The following is a 17,836-nucleotide window of genomic DNA, read 5'->3' as shown; positions in this document are numbered from 1 at the left end:
CATGGTCGGACCTCCTCCGCATGGTAGAAGGACGTCCCCGAGCGGCGTGGGCGGTTAGGGCAACGGATCGATTTTCAGGCCAAGTTCACTCATGCAGAAACGGTGGCTCGGGCTGATGTACACCCATGCACTGTCTTCCCGCATCAGGTTTAGTCGGAGAACATTCCGCAGAGCGGCCATGTTGCGCCAGGCCCGGTTGGCATCGCCCTGCACCCCCTCGACAAGCCGCTTCGGCACCGGTATCAGATAGGGGACGAGCTGACCCGGATTCGCTCTGCCCCTGGGATGGCGATCAAGTTGCTGCTCCAGGGCGCCGTCCTCCAACAGGTACACCTCCTGCCCCTGCTTGTTGGGGCCGGGGAAGAGGCAGACCACATGCACCATCTCCTCACCGAGCACGGACGAGAGCAGCTCGGGCTCCAAACCGGGCAGACCGCGGCTCAGCAGACCGAGATCACCGTCGAGTTCCCGCGGCCCCGGCACCGCCAGCCAACCCGCAGTACCACTGGCTCTGCGCTCCCGCACCACGCGCTCATGGTCGAGCTGCTGGAGCTCACGCGCCGCGGCCTGCCCCAACCCGTCGAGGAGCTCGTCGGCATACACCTCATCCAGGAGCAAGGGCAGTTCTCCAGGCAGCGAAATGGACCTTCCGGCCCCCAGGATCAGGTCAGTGCGCCGCACCAGCGCCGCCTCGTCCCGTGCGGACACGTTGTCCGCACGGAGCACCACCAGCCGTGGCCGATCACTCACACTCTGCGCCGCACGGGCCAGCAAGTCCGCGAGCGGTGCCAGTCCGGAGATGACGAGGTCAAAGTGCAGACCCCCGACATGTTCCAGCATTGGCGTCGTCACCAGCACGGAAGGCCCCGTGACTCCGCCGTGGGGGGCGAAGGCGTTCCGGCAGACTGCAAGCCGCCTCCACCGGTCCTTGTTGCGCATCTGGTCATGGACCAGGGTCGCATCAAGGCCGGGCAGATCCTGTGTGAGCTGCTGGAACGTACGGACGGCTTCCGCCGGCGTCGACCGGTAGACAACGGCCCGCCCACGGCCTTCCGTCACCATCGGTGCAAGAGCCGCGCAGATCTCCGCATAGGGTGAACCGTCAACGACTCTGACACCGAGCGTGCGGCCGCCCGTGCCGGCAGGCTGCCGAGGCAGGTGCCCGCCTCCGGAGCGGGCATCCACGAACGACCACCCCGGCGAGCAGCGAGGCTGAGGCTGGCTCACCACCGGCTCTTGACCACCGCCTGCGCCCCGGCGGTAGGCCGCCAGCATCGCATCCACGGACATATCCGCAGCCGTCGCGGCCAGGACAACCGGTATCCGCAACGCAGCAGCCCACTCCAGGAACCGCAGCATCAGCTTCTGACCCCAGGCGCCACGGGCATGGGCTTCATCCACCACAACGACCTTGCCGGAAAGGGCAAAGAGCCTCATGACGTTGAACTTCACCGGCATGACAGCCTGCAGAAGCTCGTCCACCGTCCCCGTGCCGAGCGCAGCCAACAGCGCGCGGTGATGGGAGTTGAGCCAGCTGTCTGCCGTCAGGACCCACTCCTCACCGGGCTCCGCACTGACTCCCCCGGTTGCGTTGACGTGCGCCCACTGCTCCGCGGCTTCCGCCGGCTTCAATCGCGCAGAGCTGTGCAGCAGCAGCGACCGCCGGGGCCCGGTCAGCGCCTGCCCGGCGAACGCGTGCACCTGCGCCATGCGGCTGTCGGCGGCTGAACCGGTCGGCACGGCGTAGAAGAGGCCCCGTGCATTCGCGGCATGTCCAAGGACGGCCGCTGCGCGAAGGACCGCCTCGGTACGGTCCTCCGACGGCGGAGCCGTCACGACCACCAGGCCCGGGCCATGTTCGGCGACCAGATCAGGCAACTGGCGAGCCATGCTCCCCCCCAAACCCGCCTCCCCCGCGCCCTGCGCACACTCTGACGGCCGGGCAAAACCCGTCCCGAGCAGGTCCGCCTGCTGCACCAGACGGCGAGCCGCCGTGCGGGCGATCTGCCAGTAGGCATCCAGGTCTCCGGGAGTTCCAGCCCATCCCTCGTCCCTGAGCCGGGTCAGGATCTCCTCTTCGATACTGGCCAGCCAGTCCGACAAGGTCACCAGCCCCGTCAGGACAACAGCCGCCTCCGGTGTCATCCGCCCCTGCGGAACCGAGGTCGCCCCGACCACTCTGCGGACCTCCGTGAAGTGGAGCCGGCGCTGCTCCTCCCAACTGCCCGCGCCCATACCGGGGTGACGCGCAACTGGACACCTCGAATCCTTGTCGTAGACCACCGGATGGAAACGGCCACCGTGCCCGCCGAGGAGCTGGGCCACCGCATGGCTGAGCCGGGACTGCGGACGCCGCCTCGAGTCCGGATAGCCGCTCTCCCGAAAGGCCCCCACCAGCCACCAGTGCGCAGCCCCCTCGTGCGACTGCCTGTCCTGCGCGGCACCAGCACCGAACCCGTACCCCGGCTCTCCCCTCAGCTCCTGGGCTTGCAGCCTCCCGTCCGCATGCTTCGGTCCGTTCGAGTGCAGCTGAAACGGCACGCTGATCTTCCCAATGTCATGCAGCCCCGCCCAGAATGCTGCCAGCACGCGCGCCTGCCCCGGCGAAACCTGCAACGCCTCCACCACCAGGCTCCGCTGATGCGTGGTCAGCAGTTCATCCCAGAGCAGTTCGGCAACGGCTGCCGTGTCCAGCAAGTGACAGATCAAAGGATGCGTATGATCTGCACCGTGAGCGTTCTTGCCCAGACCGGCATGTTTGCCCCAAAGGCGGGCATCCAGGCGCATAGCGCTCCTTGTCAAGGGTTCAGTACCGGTGCACCTCTGCAGAACGCAACAGAGCGACCCTGACCTGCAACAACTCGTCGTCCTGCCGCGCCCCGCGAGGGCCGACGAAGGCGAATTCAGTCAACCGTAGCCGCGTGAACTCGTCCTGCGCGTAGAGTACTTACTGCTGCACGTCTCCCTGGGGGGTACACGGAATCCCACTGCCCCTCCAGCCGACGGCACACCGAGACGAACGCACGACCCTCTCGAGGGATGTGGCGCAACCTCGGCTGTGTCTGCGCCATGGAGAAACAGTGTCCAGGTTCCGGCGGAAGTTCGTCCAGCGGCGCGAGGTCCTCCTCGAGGTCTCCCGCCTCGTGATCAGCGCGGTACTCCGTGCCCTGATCAGCGAACTCGTCAGCTGGCTCTTCTGAGCCAACGGTGGCGGACCCCAGGGGTCCGCCACCTCCTTGCATCACGGCAATGTCCCACAGGCCCATCGTTCTCCGCACAGCCCCAGGCGACCCAACGCCTGCCAGGCTTCGTTTCGACCAGTAGTCGCAGGTCCGGGCGCGCCCTTACAGCTCCGCCCGCCCGGTTCACCCCGCCCGTGGGTCCTCGCTTAAGCGATCCTGCGCGGACGCGTCATCCCAGCCTGCGTACTCCTCGCCGAACCGCATACGCCAATGAGTGCGCAGTGCCTGGTAAGTGCGCTGGGCCTCGGCGACCGTCGTACAGATGACCGCCACACAGCCTCCACCAGCCACCACGCCGTCAAGCACCTCCAGCAGAACGGCGAGCCGGCCGTCCCGGCAGGCCGGGTCGTAGGTGTGGGTGACGGGCCGGACCTCGACGTGCAGGTCACGCTCCCGCTCGCTGCGTACAGGCGTGGCGGGTGCGATGACTCTGCCGCTTCGCGCGGACGCGAACAGCCAGCCGGGATAAGCGGGCGTAGGCACCTCGCGGCGGGAGGCGCGCGGATCCGCACCCGCCAGGTAAGCCTGCACCAGCCCGCGCGCCGTCTCCCCGGTGAGGGTCGCCGACAACAGCACGACCGGCACGCCCAGCGCACCGAGCCACTCCAGCAACCGCACCAACAAGGCGTGCGTGTAGGCGTCGAAGGCATGTGCCTCGTCAACAATCACCGTCTTGCCCGACAGGCCCAGGTGGCGCAGGGCATTACGCTTCAGCGGCAGCACCCCCATCAACGCCTGGTCGATCGTGCCCACAGCCAGCGGCGCGAGGACGCCCCGGCCCCGCCCGCGCAGCCAGCGGCTCGCTTCGACGCAGACCTCCCCTTTTGGGCCGGTCCCCTCGGGCTCAGACAGCACACGCGGCTCGCTGTACGGCTCGTGGAGGTCGGCAGCGCCATGCACAAGAGCCAGACCAGCCGATGCAAGCAGGTTACCCTCGGCGAACCGGACCAGGCGCCCGTACATCTGATTGGCCGTGGCCTGCGTCGGCAGCGCGAAGAACAGCCCGTTCGCCTCACACGCCGCGCCCAGCAGCGACGCCGCATACAGGGCCGTCTCGGTCTTCCCCTCCCCCGTCGGCGCCGTCACCAGCACAATCCCCGGACCATCGACCATCCCGGCCAGTCCCGCCTCCACACTCTCCTGCAACCCGAAAGGGCGCGCGATCTCAGGGAACAGCTCGGCGAACGTCCCACGGCGCAACAACGCCTGACCAAGGCCCGCTTCCTCCAGAAGGACCGGGGCCTCACCCGTCAGGCCGTGCGCATGAGCAGCAAGTGACGTACGGGAACCGAAGTCCCCACGGGCGGCCAGGCTCCGGTGCTGACTCAGAATGACGTGCTCCTGACTGGCAATCCAGTCCGCCACGATGACCATGCCCGCGACGACCACCGCAACCTCCACCGGCAGCGCCCCACCGGCCGGCCCAGCACCTCATGCAGCGCCGCCACATGCTCCCACCGCTGCTCGGCCCACACCCCGGCCCCCAGCCCGGGCGTATCCCTCTGCGGATCCTGCAGGTCCTGCGGCCCTACACCCTCCGGGTAGCGGCCGTGATGCCCTCCCAGCAGCTGCGGCACCTGCGCCAGCAGCAGCCGCCCCAAACGCCCACCGGACTGCGGATAACCCAGCCTCGCGAGCAGTTGCGGCAGAGCGCGGTGCGTGGCGTACTCATGCCGCAGATCCCCTGAACCATCCCCACTCAGCACGCCATCCACATAAGCCGCCTCGCTCAGGAAGGCGCAGGCAGCAGACCGGGACTGGACAGCAAGCCGCTGAAAACCCGGCGTAATCTTCCCCAGATCATGCAGGCCCGCCCAGAACATCACCACGCTCCGCGCCTGCCCCGGGCCGATCGCCAGCACCTCAGCAATACGGCGCCGCTGGGCAATCGAGAGGACCGAGTCCCACACCGCCCCGCACACCACCGCCGTATCCACCAAATGCCCCACCACCGGATAAGGCGCCGGCAGCCCCTCAGACTTCCCCCACAAACGCGTATCGACCATCGCCCCTCCAACCCGAGCCCGACAGCAAGGCAGTACTCCACCACACCCCACCGACAACACCACAACACCGCAGGCCAGAACCCGAGCACGATCAACACCGCCTCACGGAAGGCCAGTTGAGCGCCATCACGTCACCGCGGGCACGACCCCTCACCGCCTCGGCACCAGCAGCCGCACGCAGCACCGAAGTTGTACACATCTTCACATCTCGAAAGGGCGATCCCCTGGATACTGCCAGTTGTCAACGGCCATCGGGATGCCCAGGTAGGTGGCCGTGAGGTGTCCAGGCTGGTGGCCATCAGAAACCCAGGCGTGTGGCCAGTGGTGTTCCCGGGGTGGGGTCAGTTCAAGGGGACCACTCCCTTCCCGGCGAGGGCCTCGGCGAGGCGATGTGAGTCCCCGGTGGTGGTCACGAGGTGAGCGTGGTGCATGAGGCGGTCGGTGCTCGCGCCCGCGAGGGTCTTCGGCATGATCGTGTCGAAGCCTGAGGGGTGAATGTTGCTGGTCACCGCGATGGAACGACGCTCGTAGGCGGCATCGATGATCCGGTAGAACGCCTCGGCGGCGTCCTCGCCGACCGGTAGCAGCCCGATGTCGTCGATGACGATGAGATCGGCCCGGCAGATCCGGGCGACGGTGCGGGCGGTGGAACCGTCGACCTTCGACTTCCCGATCGCGGCGCTCAGCGTCTCCAGGGTGAACCAGGACACCCGCAGATCCTTCTCGATCGCGGCCTGGGCGAGTCCCTCGGTGAAGTGGCTCTTCCCGGTGCCGCTCGGCCCAGCGATCACCAAGTTCTCGGCTCGGCCGATCCATTCCATGGTGATCAGGGAGTTCTGGGTGGGTTCGGGGATAGTGGAGTCCTCGGCCCGCCAGGAGCCCAGCGTCTTGCCGGTGGGGAAGTTCGCTGAGTGCGGTCGCAGCCGCCGGGTGGCCGCGTCGCGGCCGGTGACCTCCTCGGATATCAGCAGCCGCAGGACCTCGGCGGGGTCCCAGCGTTGCGCGCGGGCGGTGGCCAGGACATCGGGGGCCGCCTTGCGCATATAGGGCAGCCGCATGCGGCGCATGAGCTTGTCGAGTTCCTCGGGGAGGGCGGGCGGGTTGGGAAAACTCATGGAGGTGCCGTTCTCTTCCGTGGGGTTGAGTTCAAAAGGCGGTGCTGGGCGGGGAGTTGGTCAGCGGCCCAGGGCCTGCCAGCCGATGGTTCCGTTCTGGACGGAGTGGGCCTCGTCCGCGCGGACGACCTCGCGGGCGGGCTTGCTGTCCGCGATGTGTCCCAGGATCGAGAGCAGGTCGCCGTCGGCGAAGCGTCCGGCGGTCGCGGCCAGGCCGAGGGCCTGGTCGACCTTGTCGTTGCCCAGAACGGTGGCCAGCTCGACCGCGCGGGCCATCTTCGCGCGGATGCGGGTGGCGCCGGCGGGCCCGGCCTCCTTGAGCCAGCGGCCCGCGCCGGGGCCGATGCCCACGAACGCGATCTCGGCTTCCGAACGGGGCTGCAGTCTGGGCTGGTGGATGCTGCGGCCGTCGGGGTGGTCGGGGTAATGCTCGTCGATGATCTGCGGGACACCCGGAGTGGAGAGCTGGTGGCGCCAGATTTCCGCCAGGTCACCGGAGTTGGTGCGGGCGGTGATGGAGAGCTCGTCGCCGACGACCCGGCACCACACCCTCGCGCCGGTATAGCCCGGCGGGGTCGAGTAGCGCACCGAGTTGAAGCTGATCGTGCGGTCCGAACCAACCAAGCGTTCCTCGCCCAGCGCGAGCGCGAGCGGCTCGATGGGCAGGACATGCAACGTGGTGCGTTCGATGTCGAGGCGGTCGGCAGGTATCTGCCCGGTCGCCCGATGGCGACGCGAGTTCACCGCATTGCACCAGGCCAGACAGGCATCCGCGAGCTCGGCGAAGGTGTCGTAGGCGGGCAGCAGGTTCGCATCTGTGGGCACCAGGTCGGCCTTCGCGATCTTGACCGTGGCCTCCGCTCCGCCCTTCGATTCCGGATCATAAGGGACGCAACTGACCACCTGGCAGCCGTAATGCCGGCCCGCGGCGACCATCTGCGGATGCCGCACCGGAATCCCGGCGATGTGCTCGACGGTCACCGTCTTCGCGTTGTCCGTCAGTACGTAGGTCGGTGCCCCGCCGATCCGGCGCAGCGTGGTGTCCAGGCAGGCCACCAACGTGCCCAACGTGCAGTCCCAGACCGGGATCACCACCCGGAACCGCGACCAGGACAGCCATGCGCAGAACAGCCAGGTCCGCCGCCCCGCGATCCGCGGGCCCTCGCCCCAGTCGAACTGCAGCCACCGGCCCGGCTCGGGAATCCACGGCCGGTACGTTCGGCGCTTGCCCGCCTTCCAGGCCGTCTTCGCCGCGTTCACCGCCCGCCGCGTCGAGCGTGCGCTGCCGCGATAGCCCATCTTCACCAGCTTCTCGTGGACCACGTCGGCGCGGATCGTCGCCTTCGACTGCTCGACCCACTCCTCGACCTTCTCCAGAAATGCGTCGATCATCTTCGGCCGCGGCTTCCGCTCATAAGGATTTCGCCCGCCGGCGCGGGCCTCGACATACCGCTTGACCGTCTTCGGATCGTGTCCCGCCAAGGCCGCCGCCGACCAGACCGTCCCGGTCAGGTCGTACGCCTCAAGGATTTCCATGATCTCTCTGTCAGACTTCGTCACAGGACCTCTCCGACCGACTGCTGATGCTCGCAAACACCAGCAAACCGGACGGAGGGGTCTCCTTCAGATAAGGAAGCGATCAGGAACACCACAGGTCAGACGGCCATCCACCTGGAATTCCGGTGGCCATCAGCCTGGACTCAACTGGCCGCACACCTGGACTTTGCCACGACCGCCGTCACCAGTAAACACATAAATCAGATATAGCGTGCCTAACCCGACCAGCCCACCCGCCCGCACGAGGAGCAGCGCTCGTAACTGCCGCAAGGCATACGTCACACCCGGGTTCACCCCCCTACCTTCGCGGGGACCAGGCCCGGATGCAGTTGGACCGGGCATCGCGGATCGGTTCACCCCCCGCCTGCGCGGGGACCAGCACCACTGAGGCCCAGTACCCCGGTTCTGGACCGGTTCACCCCCGCCTGCGCGGGGACCAGGACGTCCGGCCATCAAAGAAGACCGCCTGCCCCGGTTCACCCCCGCCTGCGCGGGGACCAGGCGGCGTCGAGGTACGCGGCCCCGCTGTCGAGCGGTTCACCCCCGCCTGCGCGGGGACCAGTTGACGTACTCGCCGCTGGTGCGACCCTCGACCGGTTCACCCCCGCCTGCGCGGGGACCAGGGTCGATCAGGACGCCTGTGTCCGGGTCGTACCGGTTCACCCCCGCCTGCGCGGGGACCAGGCGGAGGGAGAGGTGTCGGCGGGCCGAACAGGCGGTTCACCCCCGCCTGCGCGGGGACCAGTGCTCGGAGGGGGCGCTGGAGACCGGCCCGGACGGTTCACCCCCGCCTGCGCGGGGACCAGGGTCGCCGACGGCATGGCTGTCACATCCAGCTCGGTTCACCCCCGCCTGCGCGGGGACCAGCTGTCCGGCCCCGATGGGCGCGTGGGGCCCGTCGGTTCACCCCCGCCTGCGCGGGGACCAGGCCCTCCCGGACGACTTTCGGGTCTCATCGCTCGGTTCACCCCCGCCTGCGCGGGGACCAGGTCGTGGTCAGTTGGAACGTGTCGGTCGCGAACGGTTCACCCCCGCCTGCGCGGGGACCAGGCTCGACCACGCGCGTGCCCACACCCTGGCGGCGGTTCACCCCCGCCTGCGCGGGGACCAGTCCGGGCATCCGGGTCTCCCGCCGTGGGGGAACGGTTCACCCCCGCCTGCGCGGGGACCAGCCGTCCGCCGTCGGGGAGGTGCAGGCCGACGGCGGTTCACCCCCGCCTGCGCGGGGACCAGGCGATCGTCACGGGCGCCGAGAGGGGCAGCGTCGGTTCACCCCCGCCTGCGCGGGGACCAGGGGTGATCCCGCATGGGCGGTTTGCACCCCGTCGGTTCACCCCCGCCTGCGCGGGGACCAGGCCAAGTTTTCCGTGCCCTGAGAGGGAAGGTTCGGTTCACCCCCGCCTGCGCGGGGACCAGTTCTTGACCGCCCAGTTCATGTCCGCGCTGATCGGTTCACCCCCGCCTGCGCGGGGACCAGCATGAAGGCCGGCATGTTGGTGACTCACGTCACGGTTCACCCCCGCCTGCGCGGGGACCAGGCCGCCCAAGCGGCCTGGGGCCACCAGTGCGGCGGTTCACCCCCGCCTGCGCGGGGACCAGCAGCGGCACCGGCCCGCCGCTGTCGGCGTGGGCGGTTCACCCCCGCCTGCGCGGGGACCAGCGGTCTGGAGTGGGCTCGCCCGCGCGGGTGCCCGGTTCACCCCCGCCTGCGCGGGGACCAGTCCAGGGCCTCCTGCTGGAGGTCGCCGTTGCCCGGTTCACCCCCGCCTGCGCGGGGACCAGCGGTAGGGGTGCCTGCCGGCGCATCCGCCCAACGGTTCACCCCCGCCTGCGCGGGGACCAGCCGCAGAGGTTGCAGGTGAAGCCCGTCGGGGGCGGTTCACCCCCGCCTGCGCGGGGACCAGGACGTGCCGCATCGCCGGACCGCGAAGGACGACGGTTCACCCCCGCCTGCGCGGGGACCAGTTTGCCACCACCGGGAGCCGGGGAAGTCGTGCCGGTTCACCCCCGCCTGCGCGGGGACCAGAGGGTGCCGTCAAGCAGGCCGGAGTTGCGGTCCGGTTCACCCCCGCCTGCGCGGGGACCAGACCGCGTGGTGGTAGCCGAGGAGGTCGAACTGCGGTTCACCCCCGCCTGCGCGGGGACCAGGATTCGCGCCGGAGACGCCGATCGAAAGGGGCAGGTTCACCCCCGCCTGCGCGGGGACCAGGGGCGTGTGCGGAAGTGCACAACCCCGTTGGGCGGTTCACCCCCGCCTGCGCGGGGACCAGAACTACGAGAAGAAGCACAGGATCCGCACCTCCGGTTCACCCCCGCCTGCGCGGGGACCAGGTCTTCCTGATTGTCTCGGCGCTCGTGGTCGCCGGTTCACCCCCGCCTGCGCGGGGACCAGCACATCAGGAAAATCCGGCTGTTCGCGGTCACCGGTTCACCCCCGCCTGCGCGGGGACCAGGGCTCCGGCGGCCTCCAGCTCGATACGGTGGGCGGTTCACCCCCGCCTGCGCGGGGACCAGTCCGGGAGGCAGAACCCGGCGTCGGAGCCGTCCGGTTCACCCCCGCCTGCGCGGGGACCAGCACGCGACACCCATCGGGGTCTGGCGCCCCTGCGGTTCACCCCCGCCTGCGCGGGGACCAGTTCGTCGGTGTCCCGGCCGCCGTCGAGCCCGACGGTTCACCCCCGCCTGCGCGGGGACCAGGCTTCCTGAGCTGCAGCGTCATCAGGGCTTTGCAACTTCTTGATACATTCCAGGTGCCACGATCCGATCCCCCTGATGACCATCGAGCGCGCCAAGACGTCCATATTTTAGACGGACCGTCTTAAGAATTCGACCGCCCTCCACCTCCGGCCAAGGCAAGGCAGGTAAGCACTGCAGCGGTTCGAGGCTGCACCACTCCAGGAACTGTCCACCTGCTGAACATCGCCGTGAGCATCCGCTGGCCTGCATAGACGGAGGCGTTTGCCTCCGGTGCTGCTGACGGGGGGGCGGCTCCTTCCAGCGGCCCGGCTCCTGCGGGCCAGGCAGTGACCGGAGCCGCCGCGGGAGGAGCGGACAGCATGATGCGAGGCGGCGGCGTCACCTCTTCAGGACGCCGCCGAGCAGTCGCGCTGCGGCTGACGATCGGGCAGCCGCGCGGGGGCCCGCAGGCGTCATCTGGCCAGGGGCCGTGCGGCGGCATCTCTGCATCTCTTCGGTGCCGCGGCTCCAGCACCGGCCGCTGTACTGCCTGCGCTTGCTCTGCCGTGTGCAGCGCCAATGTGACCGAGGCGCGTACGGAGACCGGTTGGTGGGAGGCGGGCCGCTCCCGTAGTGCCTGCAGCCCGCCTGGATGTTCCAGCCCTGAGTGCGGCACTCCCCTGCCCGTCCGGGCATGACTGGTGCGCGGTGGAGCGGTCGGCCTGGGCGGCTGCGCATGCTCCGGGCGTGCGAGCCCGGCGGCCGGTGGGGCCGTCGGCTTGGATGCCTGGCAGTCGTGCGGGGCGATTCGTTCGCGGATGCCTGCGCCGTGCGAGTTCTTCTGTTGCCACTGGCCGGCGCCGGGCAGTGCACAGAACGAGCACCCCGCTGTACCAGCGAGCACTCCGCAGCCCGGGGCGGGCCTGGTCTCACCTCGTGGAGCGGTCATTGTTCTGATTGTTCGTGTCACTTTGTGACCGCTTGCAGGAGCGAAATCGGCTGCGCGCGGGGAGCCCGGCAGGCTCGGTGCAAGGGGGGCGCACGGGGCTGGCGATTATGCATCTGTCACAGATGGCGCTGACCCGGGCAGAAGATGTAGCGTTCCGCTCATGCATCAACACCCTCACGCTTACAGGGGTGTTGAACGGCTCTCGTACGCGCGCTCACAAGGCGGGCAGGAGTCGCATCATCCTCCTCTGCGACCAAAGCAGCACATGAGGGGGCCTGACAAAAAACGGTAGCAGCCGCGAACATGCCTGTCAGGTCGGCAGGAACGCGATGCGACGCGGGGTTACCGGTGTCCTGCGCGGCACGCCACCGCATGCGGAGCTGACGCGCCCCGCTCGACTGCGAGGCGTCTGCCCCGCTCATCCGCCGTACTCAGGCCGTTGCCCCGGATGTGACCCGGTGCGGGGCGGTGGGTGACGGGATGCTGATTTCGGTTGCTGTGGTGCTGCATATCAAGCGTCTTGAAGGAATTAATCCACGCGTCGTGACGAGGAGGGGCAGAGCGATGAAGCGGGATGCGGTGAGGCGTTGCGCGCAGTGCGGCCAGGGGCTGCCACAGCAGGCGGGCCCGGGGCGGCCTGCGCGCTACTGCTCTGCCGCGTGCGGTCGCGCGTACCGGGGACGCGCCGCCACCGTCTTGGCTGCACTGCCGCAGGGCATGGGCACCGTGCCCGCGGCGCAGGCGGTGTCGGCATGGGGGGTTCGTCTCCTGCAGGCGCAGCAGGCGCACGCCCCTCTCGCGGAACAGTTCGAGCTCGTGCGGGGCCTGGAGCGGGCCTTGGAGTGCTACCGGGCGGCGGCCGTGTGGCAGGCCCGGATCTGCTCGGGCGCCACCTGGCAGGAGATTGCCGACGCGGCTCGCTGCGGCACGGCTACCGCCCGGGTCCAGTTCAGTCGCAGCGCGCTGGAGCGTCTGTTCGCGCAACGCGCCAACGACCTCGCGCTGCGTGCCGCGCAGGGCGCCACGGGCCAGCCCTCTGCGGTCCGTTCGGTGCCCGTGCCTCTCGCTGCCCGCCACGAGAGCACGCCGGTGTCCCGGCTGGCGTCGGCATTGGCACTGGTGTGCGCAGACAGCGGGCTGACCCACGGTGAGGTTGCCCGCCGGGTCGGGGCCACCCGCTCCTATGTCACCCGGGTTCTTGCCGGTTCCAGCCGCCCGACCTGGCGGGTGACGCGTCAGATCGTGCTGGTCTGCGGTGGCGACCCGGCGAACCTGCGCGCTCTGTGGGAAGCTGCTCGCGGCCTGTCTCCGGCTGCGGGCACCGATCCCCTCCAGGCGCTCAGCGCGCTCCAAGCCGCTCTGCGTGGCCTGTACCTGGCGGCGGCGCGCCCTCCCCTCGAGCACCTGCGCGCGGCGAGCGGGCAGCGGCTCACTGCTGCGGACATCGACGTTCTGCTGGGGGGCCGGGGGTTGCCCGACTGGGAGAAGGCCCGCTGCTTCATCACCACGCTGCGCGGCCGGCCTGATGACTTGCGCCCGCTGTGGGAGCGGGCCCACGAGCGGGCGCCGTCATCCGTACGCCCGCCGCGTGATCTCGGTCCGCAGGCGATGTTCCTCAGCGCGGAGGCATTCGGGTGAGGACACAGACCATCCGAGAGTCAGGGGCCGGCGGGCCCGTGCACCCCGCGCAGGCACACGAGGTGCACGCCCGGGATGCGGCGGGCCCATGCCGGCAAATGCAGGAGGCTCCCCGTCGCATGAGGAGCCTCCTCACCGAGCGCGCCCAGGTCACCGGACTCCACATCGGCCTTCTCCCATTGAACGGTGCACCTGGTTGTTCCGGACCACCACGGGACAGGTACCGAACAACGAAACAACTGCGTACAACCAAACAGCCTGGTGGGCAGGTGATGCCGGGCTGCCGCGCCCTGCAGCGCACCGTGCCAGTACGTGTTGTTCGACGCCCGCTCCCGTCCGCGCACCGCCAGTGCGTCGCCTCGGCCCCGCAGCACCGCCTCATACTCGACGGCCGGCGGGCTGCGTCACGCTGCCGGCCCCCGGTCGAAGCTCCCCGCTGACTTTTACAACGTCCAGAAACAACGCGAAAGGCCCAGGCGTGACAGACAAGGGCGAGGCGCCAGCCCCCGCCGACCGGTGGGCACTGTTCCAGCATGAGGTGGATGACCTGATCCGTCAGGCCAGCCTGGACCGCAAGCGCATAGCCGCCGGGATCGGCTGTGACCCCACCACGGTCGGCCGGTGGCTGAAGAACCAGAGCGCCCTGGAGGACTGGAGCCGGATCGGCAAGATCATCAATCTGTGTCTCCAGCACGCCCAACGCGAGCAGATCTGCCTCGACCCCGCCGATCTCGGGAACCCCGCGTGGTGGAAGCGTCATCACGACGAGCTCACCAGCCCTCTGGCTCCAGCATCGCCGCCCTGTATCACCGTTCCGAGCACCGCATCGGTGACCAGCCCTTCCGCGGCGTGGGTTCCCGTTGCGCCGGCGGTGCTGCTCATCGCCGTCACCGTGCTGCTCCTGCTTCGCGCCTGCCCGAATTCACCGAACGTCCCTCCCCCCACACCTGTGTTGAGTGCCGGTCTGCTCCCTCCAGATCTGGACGGCCGCGGCGAGCCGCACGCCGCAGACCGCAGCGGCCCCCGCGCGAGCCTCGCGCCCGCACCCCGCCCGCACCCCAGCCGGACAGCGCTGCCACTCCCCGCCCGCCCCTGCGTCGCCGCGGTGCCGCCCGCCGAGCCCGGCAGCGCCCCTCAGCGAATCGTCTGCGGCCAGCTCACCATCACGGTGGCCGACTGCCCCGCAGCTCACCCCGAGCCCAGCCACCCCGCGCTCCCCGCGCCACCGGGGCGGCGCTGCCTGCTGATGCACATCCTTTACAGCCAGTGAAGCGGCCTCGGGCAGGCGATCTGAAGGTCCCGTCGTGTCGACGGCCCTGGTTGTTCGCCGTACGCAGGCTGCACAGAGCACGCAACGCACCCGCCCCGCTGGCTGCAGCCGCTGCACGTTCCCAGGCCACGGCCCATGAGTTGTTCACAGTTCCTGCAGTCCCGCCCGTGCTCTTCCAATCGGGCCGCAACCACTCTCAAGCTGCCCCACACTGATCCACAGCTTTAACGACTCCGGGACGGGATGCATGCGTCGCAACATGCGCCCGCCGCTTTCCGGACCATCAGCGCCCAGGTCAACACCTCAACGGACAGCCGCCTTGTGCGGCACGTGCCCGTACCTACCGGATTCCTTGCACCAGCCGAACGGATCGCCATGCGTTGCTGCCCCGCCCTCGCCCACACCCGTCTCACCGCAACCCAGCCCTTGCCCGCCCAACTGCCCGCCTGGCCTGCGCCTGAGTGTCTCAGCGCCGCCATCGCCTGCGCACACAGGGACACCCCGCGGGTGGTGTCATGAGCGACGACCGGCGCCGCCCGCCAGGACGACCGACCAACCCGGTCATCCCAACAGATCCGTCAACCACCGCAGTGATCACGGAGCTGCGCCGGCTGCGCGATGAAGCCGGACTGACCGTTCGCCAGCTCGCCGAGCTCACCTCCTACTCCATCTCCAGCCTGTCCCAGGCCACCTCGGGCAGGACCCTCCCCCGCTGGGAACTCATCAAGACCTACGCCGCCAACTGCGGCGCGAGCGACGAACAGATCGCCCACCTGCACCGCCTGTGGCAGACCGCCAGCAACGCCACGGCCGCCCCGCGCCGGCGTGCGGCGGTCACTCCCGTCCAGGCCCGCATTCCCCGCCCCCGCCCGGGCAGCCACTCATCGTTCGCAGACAGCGTGGCGCCTTCACACCCCCATGCGGGGACACCGTCAGAGGCAGGACCACCCCCCGCACAGCCACCCCATGATGAAGGTGACCAGTTGGCGGCCCTTGTGAGCCACGCCTACTCCCTGGCCCAGGCACACGGCAGAGATCCCTCGGCTCCTTCCACCAACCCCTACACCACCGCCCTCAACCTGTGCACCACCGCCGACCACTTCACCGCCCTCATGCAGCACATGTGGACACACAGCGGCAAGTCCCTGCGCGATCTCGTGCGCTCCATGCGCCAGGCCCAGGTACCCGTGGCCCGGTCCACCCTCCACGCTGTCCTGCAAGGACACCGGCTGCCCAGCACCGAAGTCCTGCACGCCTTCCTGAACGCGTGCAGCTGCCCCAGCACCCACTGGGACCTGTGGCACCAGACAAACACCCGTATCAAGATTGCCCGCCTTCTCGCCCGCCAGGAGAGACCTGTGTCCCGTTTCGCCCGCCTCCGCCTCGACCCCGTCCGCAGGACGGCCCTGACCTACACCACCCTGCTCATCCTCGTCATCACCCAGCTCATCGCCCTCCTCATCCAGACCTCCCGCTAGCCGGCCAGAACACCAACCCGCCACCGCCCACCACCGGTTCACGTGCCAGGGGGTCTGTTGAAAGACCGGGACACCACTCCCCTCGTGCTGTCGCCCGCCCAGCACCAGGCCATCCTCGCCACGCTCATCCTGCCCACCCTCATAACGAACATGGCCAGACAGGACCACCCCCTCGTGGTCTACGTCTCAGGACAGCCCGGCAGCGGAAAGACCGCCCTCGCCGACATGATCCACACGGCCCTGCGGCACCGCGGAGGCGCTGTCCGGATCGGCAGCGACGCCTACAAGACCTTCCACCCCGCCTACCGACTGCTGCTCGCCGAAGACGACCGGACCGCCGGACTGAAGGTACGCCCCGACACCCGCCGCTGGAGGGACGACGTCGAACAGCACGTGCGTCAGCGGCGCCTGGACGCAGTCGTGGAAGCAGCCCTCGAGGACCCGCAAGGATTCCGGGGAGCAGCCGGCGCCTACCGCGCAGCGGGCTACAGGATCGAGGTCGCCGTGCTCGCCACGCCGGAAGCACTCAGCCAGCTCGGCATCACCCATCGCTACGCCAGCGAAGTCCACACCACGGGCGGCGGCCGCTACGTCTCACCGGACAACCACGACACCTGCAGCACCGCCCTGATCGACACTCTCGCGGTCATCGAGGCCGAATACCTGGCCGACCGCGTCACCGTCTTCCGGCGGGGCCACGAATCCCTCTACACCAACACCCTGGCCAACGGCTCCTGGCACCACCCCCCGAACGCCGCCCGGGCAGTCATCCAGGAACGGTCACGCCCCTGGAGCGCGGCGGAAACACACCACTTCCGCAACGAGGTATCGCTGACCGAACAGCAAGCCCAGCCCGGACTGATGCCGGACGAACGGCGCCACGCCGTCACCGGAGGGATCCAGCGGGCCTCCGCCCTGGCACACCCCCTGCGCCGTCTCGAGCAGCTCCCCTCACCCCGCACCGCCCCCGACTATCACCGCCTGTCGCGAAAAGAACACACACGCATCTGGGAAGAACGCATTGTCCCGCTGCTCCTCAACAGCGTCACTGCGCAGGCTCACCCCGTCGTCACATACGTCATGGCCCAGCCCGGCGCCGGCAAGACCTTCGCCGCCGACCTCGTCCAGCGCGCCACTATCACCCGCAGCCCCATCCGCCTCGCCGGCGACCGCTTTAAAATGTTCCACCCCGACTACCTGCAGCTCCTCACCGAGGACCCTCGCACGGCCGGAGCCCGCATCCGCCAGGACTACCGGGCCTGGCACGCCAACGCCGAAAGCCTCCTGCGCTCCCACCGCGCCGACATGCTCATCGAGTGCGCACCAGGCAGCGCACAGGAATTCTGGTCCAGCGCCCAAGCCGCCCAGGAAGCCGACTACCGCATCGAGATCGTGCTCCTGGCCGTACGGGAAGCCGACAGCCGCCAGGGCGCCGCCCACCGGTATGCCCAAGCACAACGCCACGGAGTGCCGGGCCGCTTCACGTCCGCCAGCGGGCACGACCGCTGCTATCACGCCATCACAGAAATCGTTCAAGCCATGGAAACCCACCCGGCGGTGAACTCCGTCATCATCATGCGGCGTGACCTCGAGTCACTGCGCCACACGGTCCGCATGGCCAACAGCTCATGGGCACAAGGATCCGCGCGCTTCGCCGCGGTTTTGACAGCCGAACGAAACCGCCCCTACACCCAGGCCGAGGCACGCCGGTTCATCCGCATCCAGCAGGTGCTGCGCACCGCCCTGCCGCAGTACCGTGTCGAAGTTGAACAGATCGCGAAACTCGCCAGCCCCCTGCTTCCCGACCAGTTCCAGCCCCGCCAGCTCGTATACGCACCAGCTCCCCTGGCCCTGCTGTCACTGCCGGCCCCCCGAGGCGCGGTGCACTAGCGGCTACCGCGTCGG

General features: G+C 69.2%; 9 protein-coding genes and 1 CRISPR repeat array. Of the genes, 4 read left to right on the top strand and 5 right to left on the bottom strand.

All coding sequences use genetic code 11. The features are described 5' to 3' along the window. Positions 1–54: 54 nt before the first annotated feature. From AB5J87_RS37185 to istA, 5 genes are all read right to left on the bottom strand, one after another. Entirely contained in the window at positions 55–2,787 is a 2,733-nt protein-coding gene (locus AB5J87_RS37185; RefSeq protein ID WP_369383176.1) for a CRISPR-associated endonuclease Cas3'', read from the bottom strand. Between the two features lie 578 nt (positions 2,788–3,365). Next, the gene (locus AB5J87_RS37180) at positions 3,366–4,631 is read right to left on the bottom strand and encodes a CRISPR-associated helicase/endonuclease Cas3 (protein WP_369383175.1); all 1,266 of its coding nucleotides are present in this window, start codon (positions 4,629–4,631) and stop codon (positions 3,366–3,368) included. Next, entirely contained in the window at positions 4,568–5,248 is a 681-nt protein-coding gene (locus tag AB5J87_RS37175; RefSeq protein ID WP_369383174.1) for a CRISPR-associated endonuclease Cas3'', read from the bottom strand. Before AB5J87_RS37175 ends, AB5J87_RS37180 begins: the two co-directional genes overlap by 64 nt. Positions 5,249–5,589: 341 nt before the next feature. Further along, positions 5,590–6,363 carry an IS21-like element helper ATPase IstB gene (istB, locus tag AB5J87_RS37170; RefSeq protein WP_369383173.1) on the bottom strand — a complete coding sequence of 258 codons (774 nt, stop codon included), beginning with the start codon at positions 6,361–6,363 and terminating at the stop codon, positions 5,590–5,592. Between the two features lie 60 nt (positions 6,364–6,423). Further along, positions 6,424–7,923: an IS21 family transposase gene (gene istA / locus AB5J87_RS37165; protein WP_369383172.1), complete on the bottom strand. Its 1,500-nt coding sequence runs from the start codon at positions 7,921–7,923 to the stop codon at positions 6,424–6,426. Between the two features lie 285 nt (positions 7,924–8,208). Then, a CRISPR array of direct repeats spans positions 8,209–10,617; the repeat unit is 29 nt; unit sequence CGGTTCACCCCCGCCTGCGCGGGGACCAG. A gap of 1,408 nt (positions 10,618–12,025) precedes the next feature. Here istA and AB5J87_RS37160 point away from each other — a divergent pair. From AB5J87_RS37160 to AB5J87_RS37145, 4 genes are all read left to right on the top strand, one after another. Then, positions 12,026–13,183, top strand: a complete 1,158-nt coding sequence (locus tag AB5J87_RS37160) for a helix-turn-helix domain-containing protein (RefSeq protein ID WP_369383171.1) — start codon at positions 12,026–12,028, stop codon at positions 13,181–13,183. Between the two features lie 478 nt (positions 13,184–13,661). Next, positions 13,662–14,453 carry a hypothetical protein gene (locus tag AB5J87_RS37155; RefSeq protein ID WP_369383170.1) on the top strand — a complete coding sequence of 264 codons (792 nt, stop codon included), beginning with the start codon at positions 13,662–13,664 and terminating at the stop codon, positions 14,451–14,453. A 590-nt stretch (positions 14,454–15,043) separates the two neighbouring features. Beyond that, complete coding sequence (locus tag AB5J87_RS37150; protein ID WP_369383169.1) at positions 15,044–15,931, top strand: helix-turn-helix domain-containing protein; 888 nt, start codon at positions 15,044–15,046, stop codon at positions 15,929–15,931. A gap of 57 nt (positions 15,932–15,988) precedes the next feature. After that, positions 15,989–17,821 (top strand): zeta toxin family protein, encoded by a 1,833-nt coding sequence (locus AB5J87_RS37145; protein WP_369383168.1) that lies wholly within the window; start codon positions 15,989–15,991, stop codon positions 17,819–17,821. Positions 17,822–17,836: the final 15 nt, after the last annotated feature.

Source organism: Streptomyces sp. cg36 (assembly GCF_041080675.1).
Taxonomy (GTDB): domain Bacteria; phylum Actinomycetota; class Actinomycetes; order Streptomycetales; family Streptomycetaceae; genus Streptomyces.
This window is presented reverse-complemented; position numbering and strand designations above follow the sequence as displayed.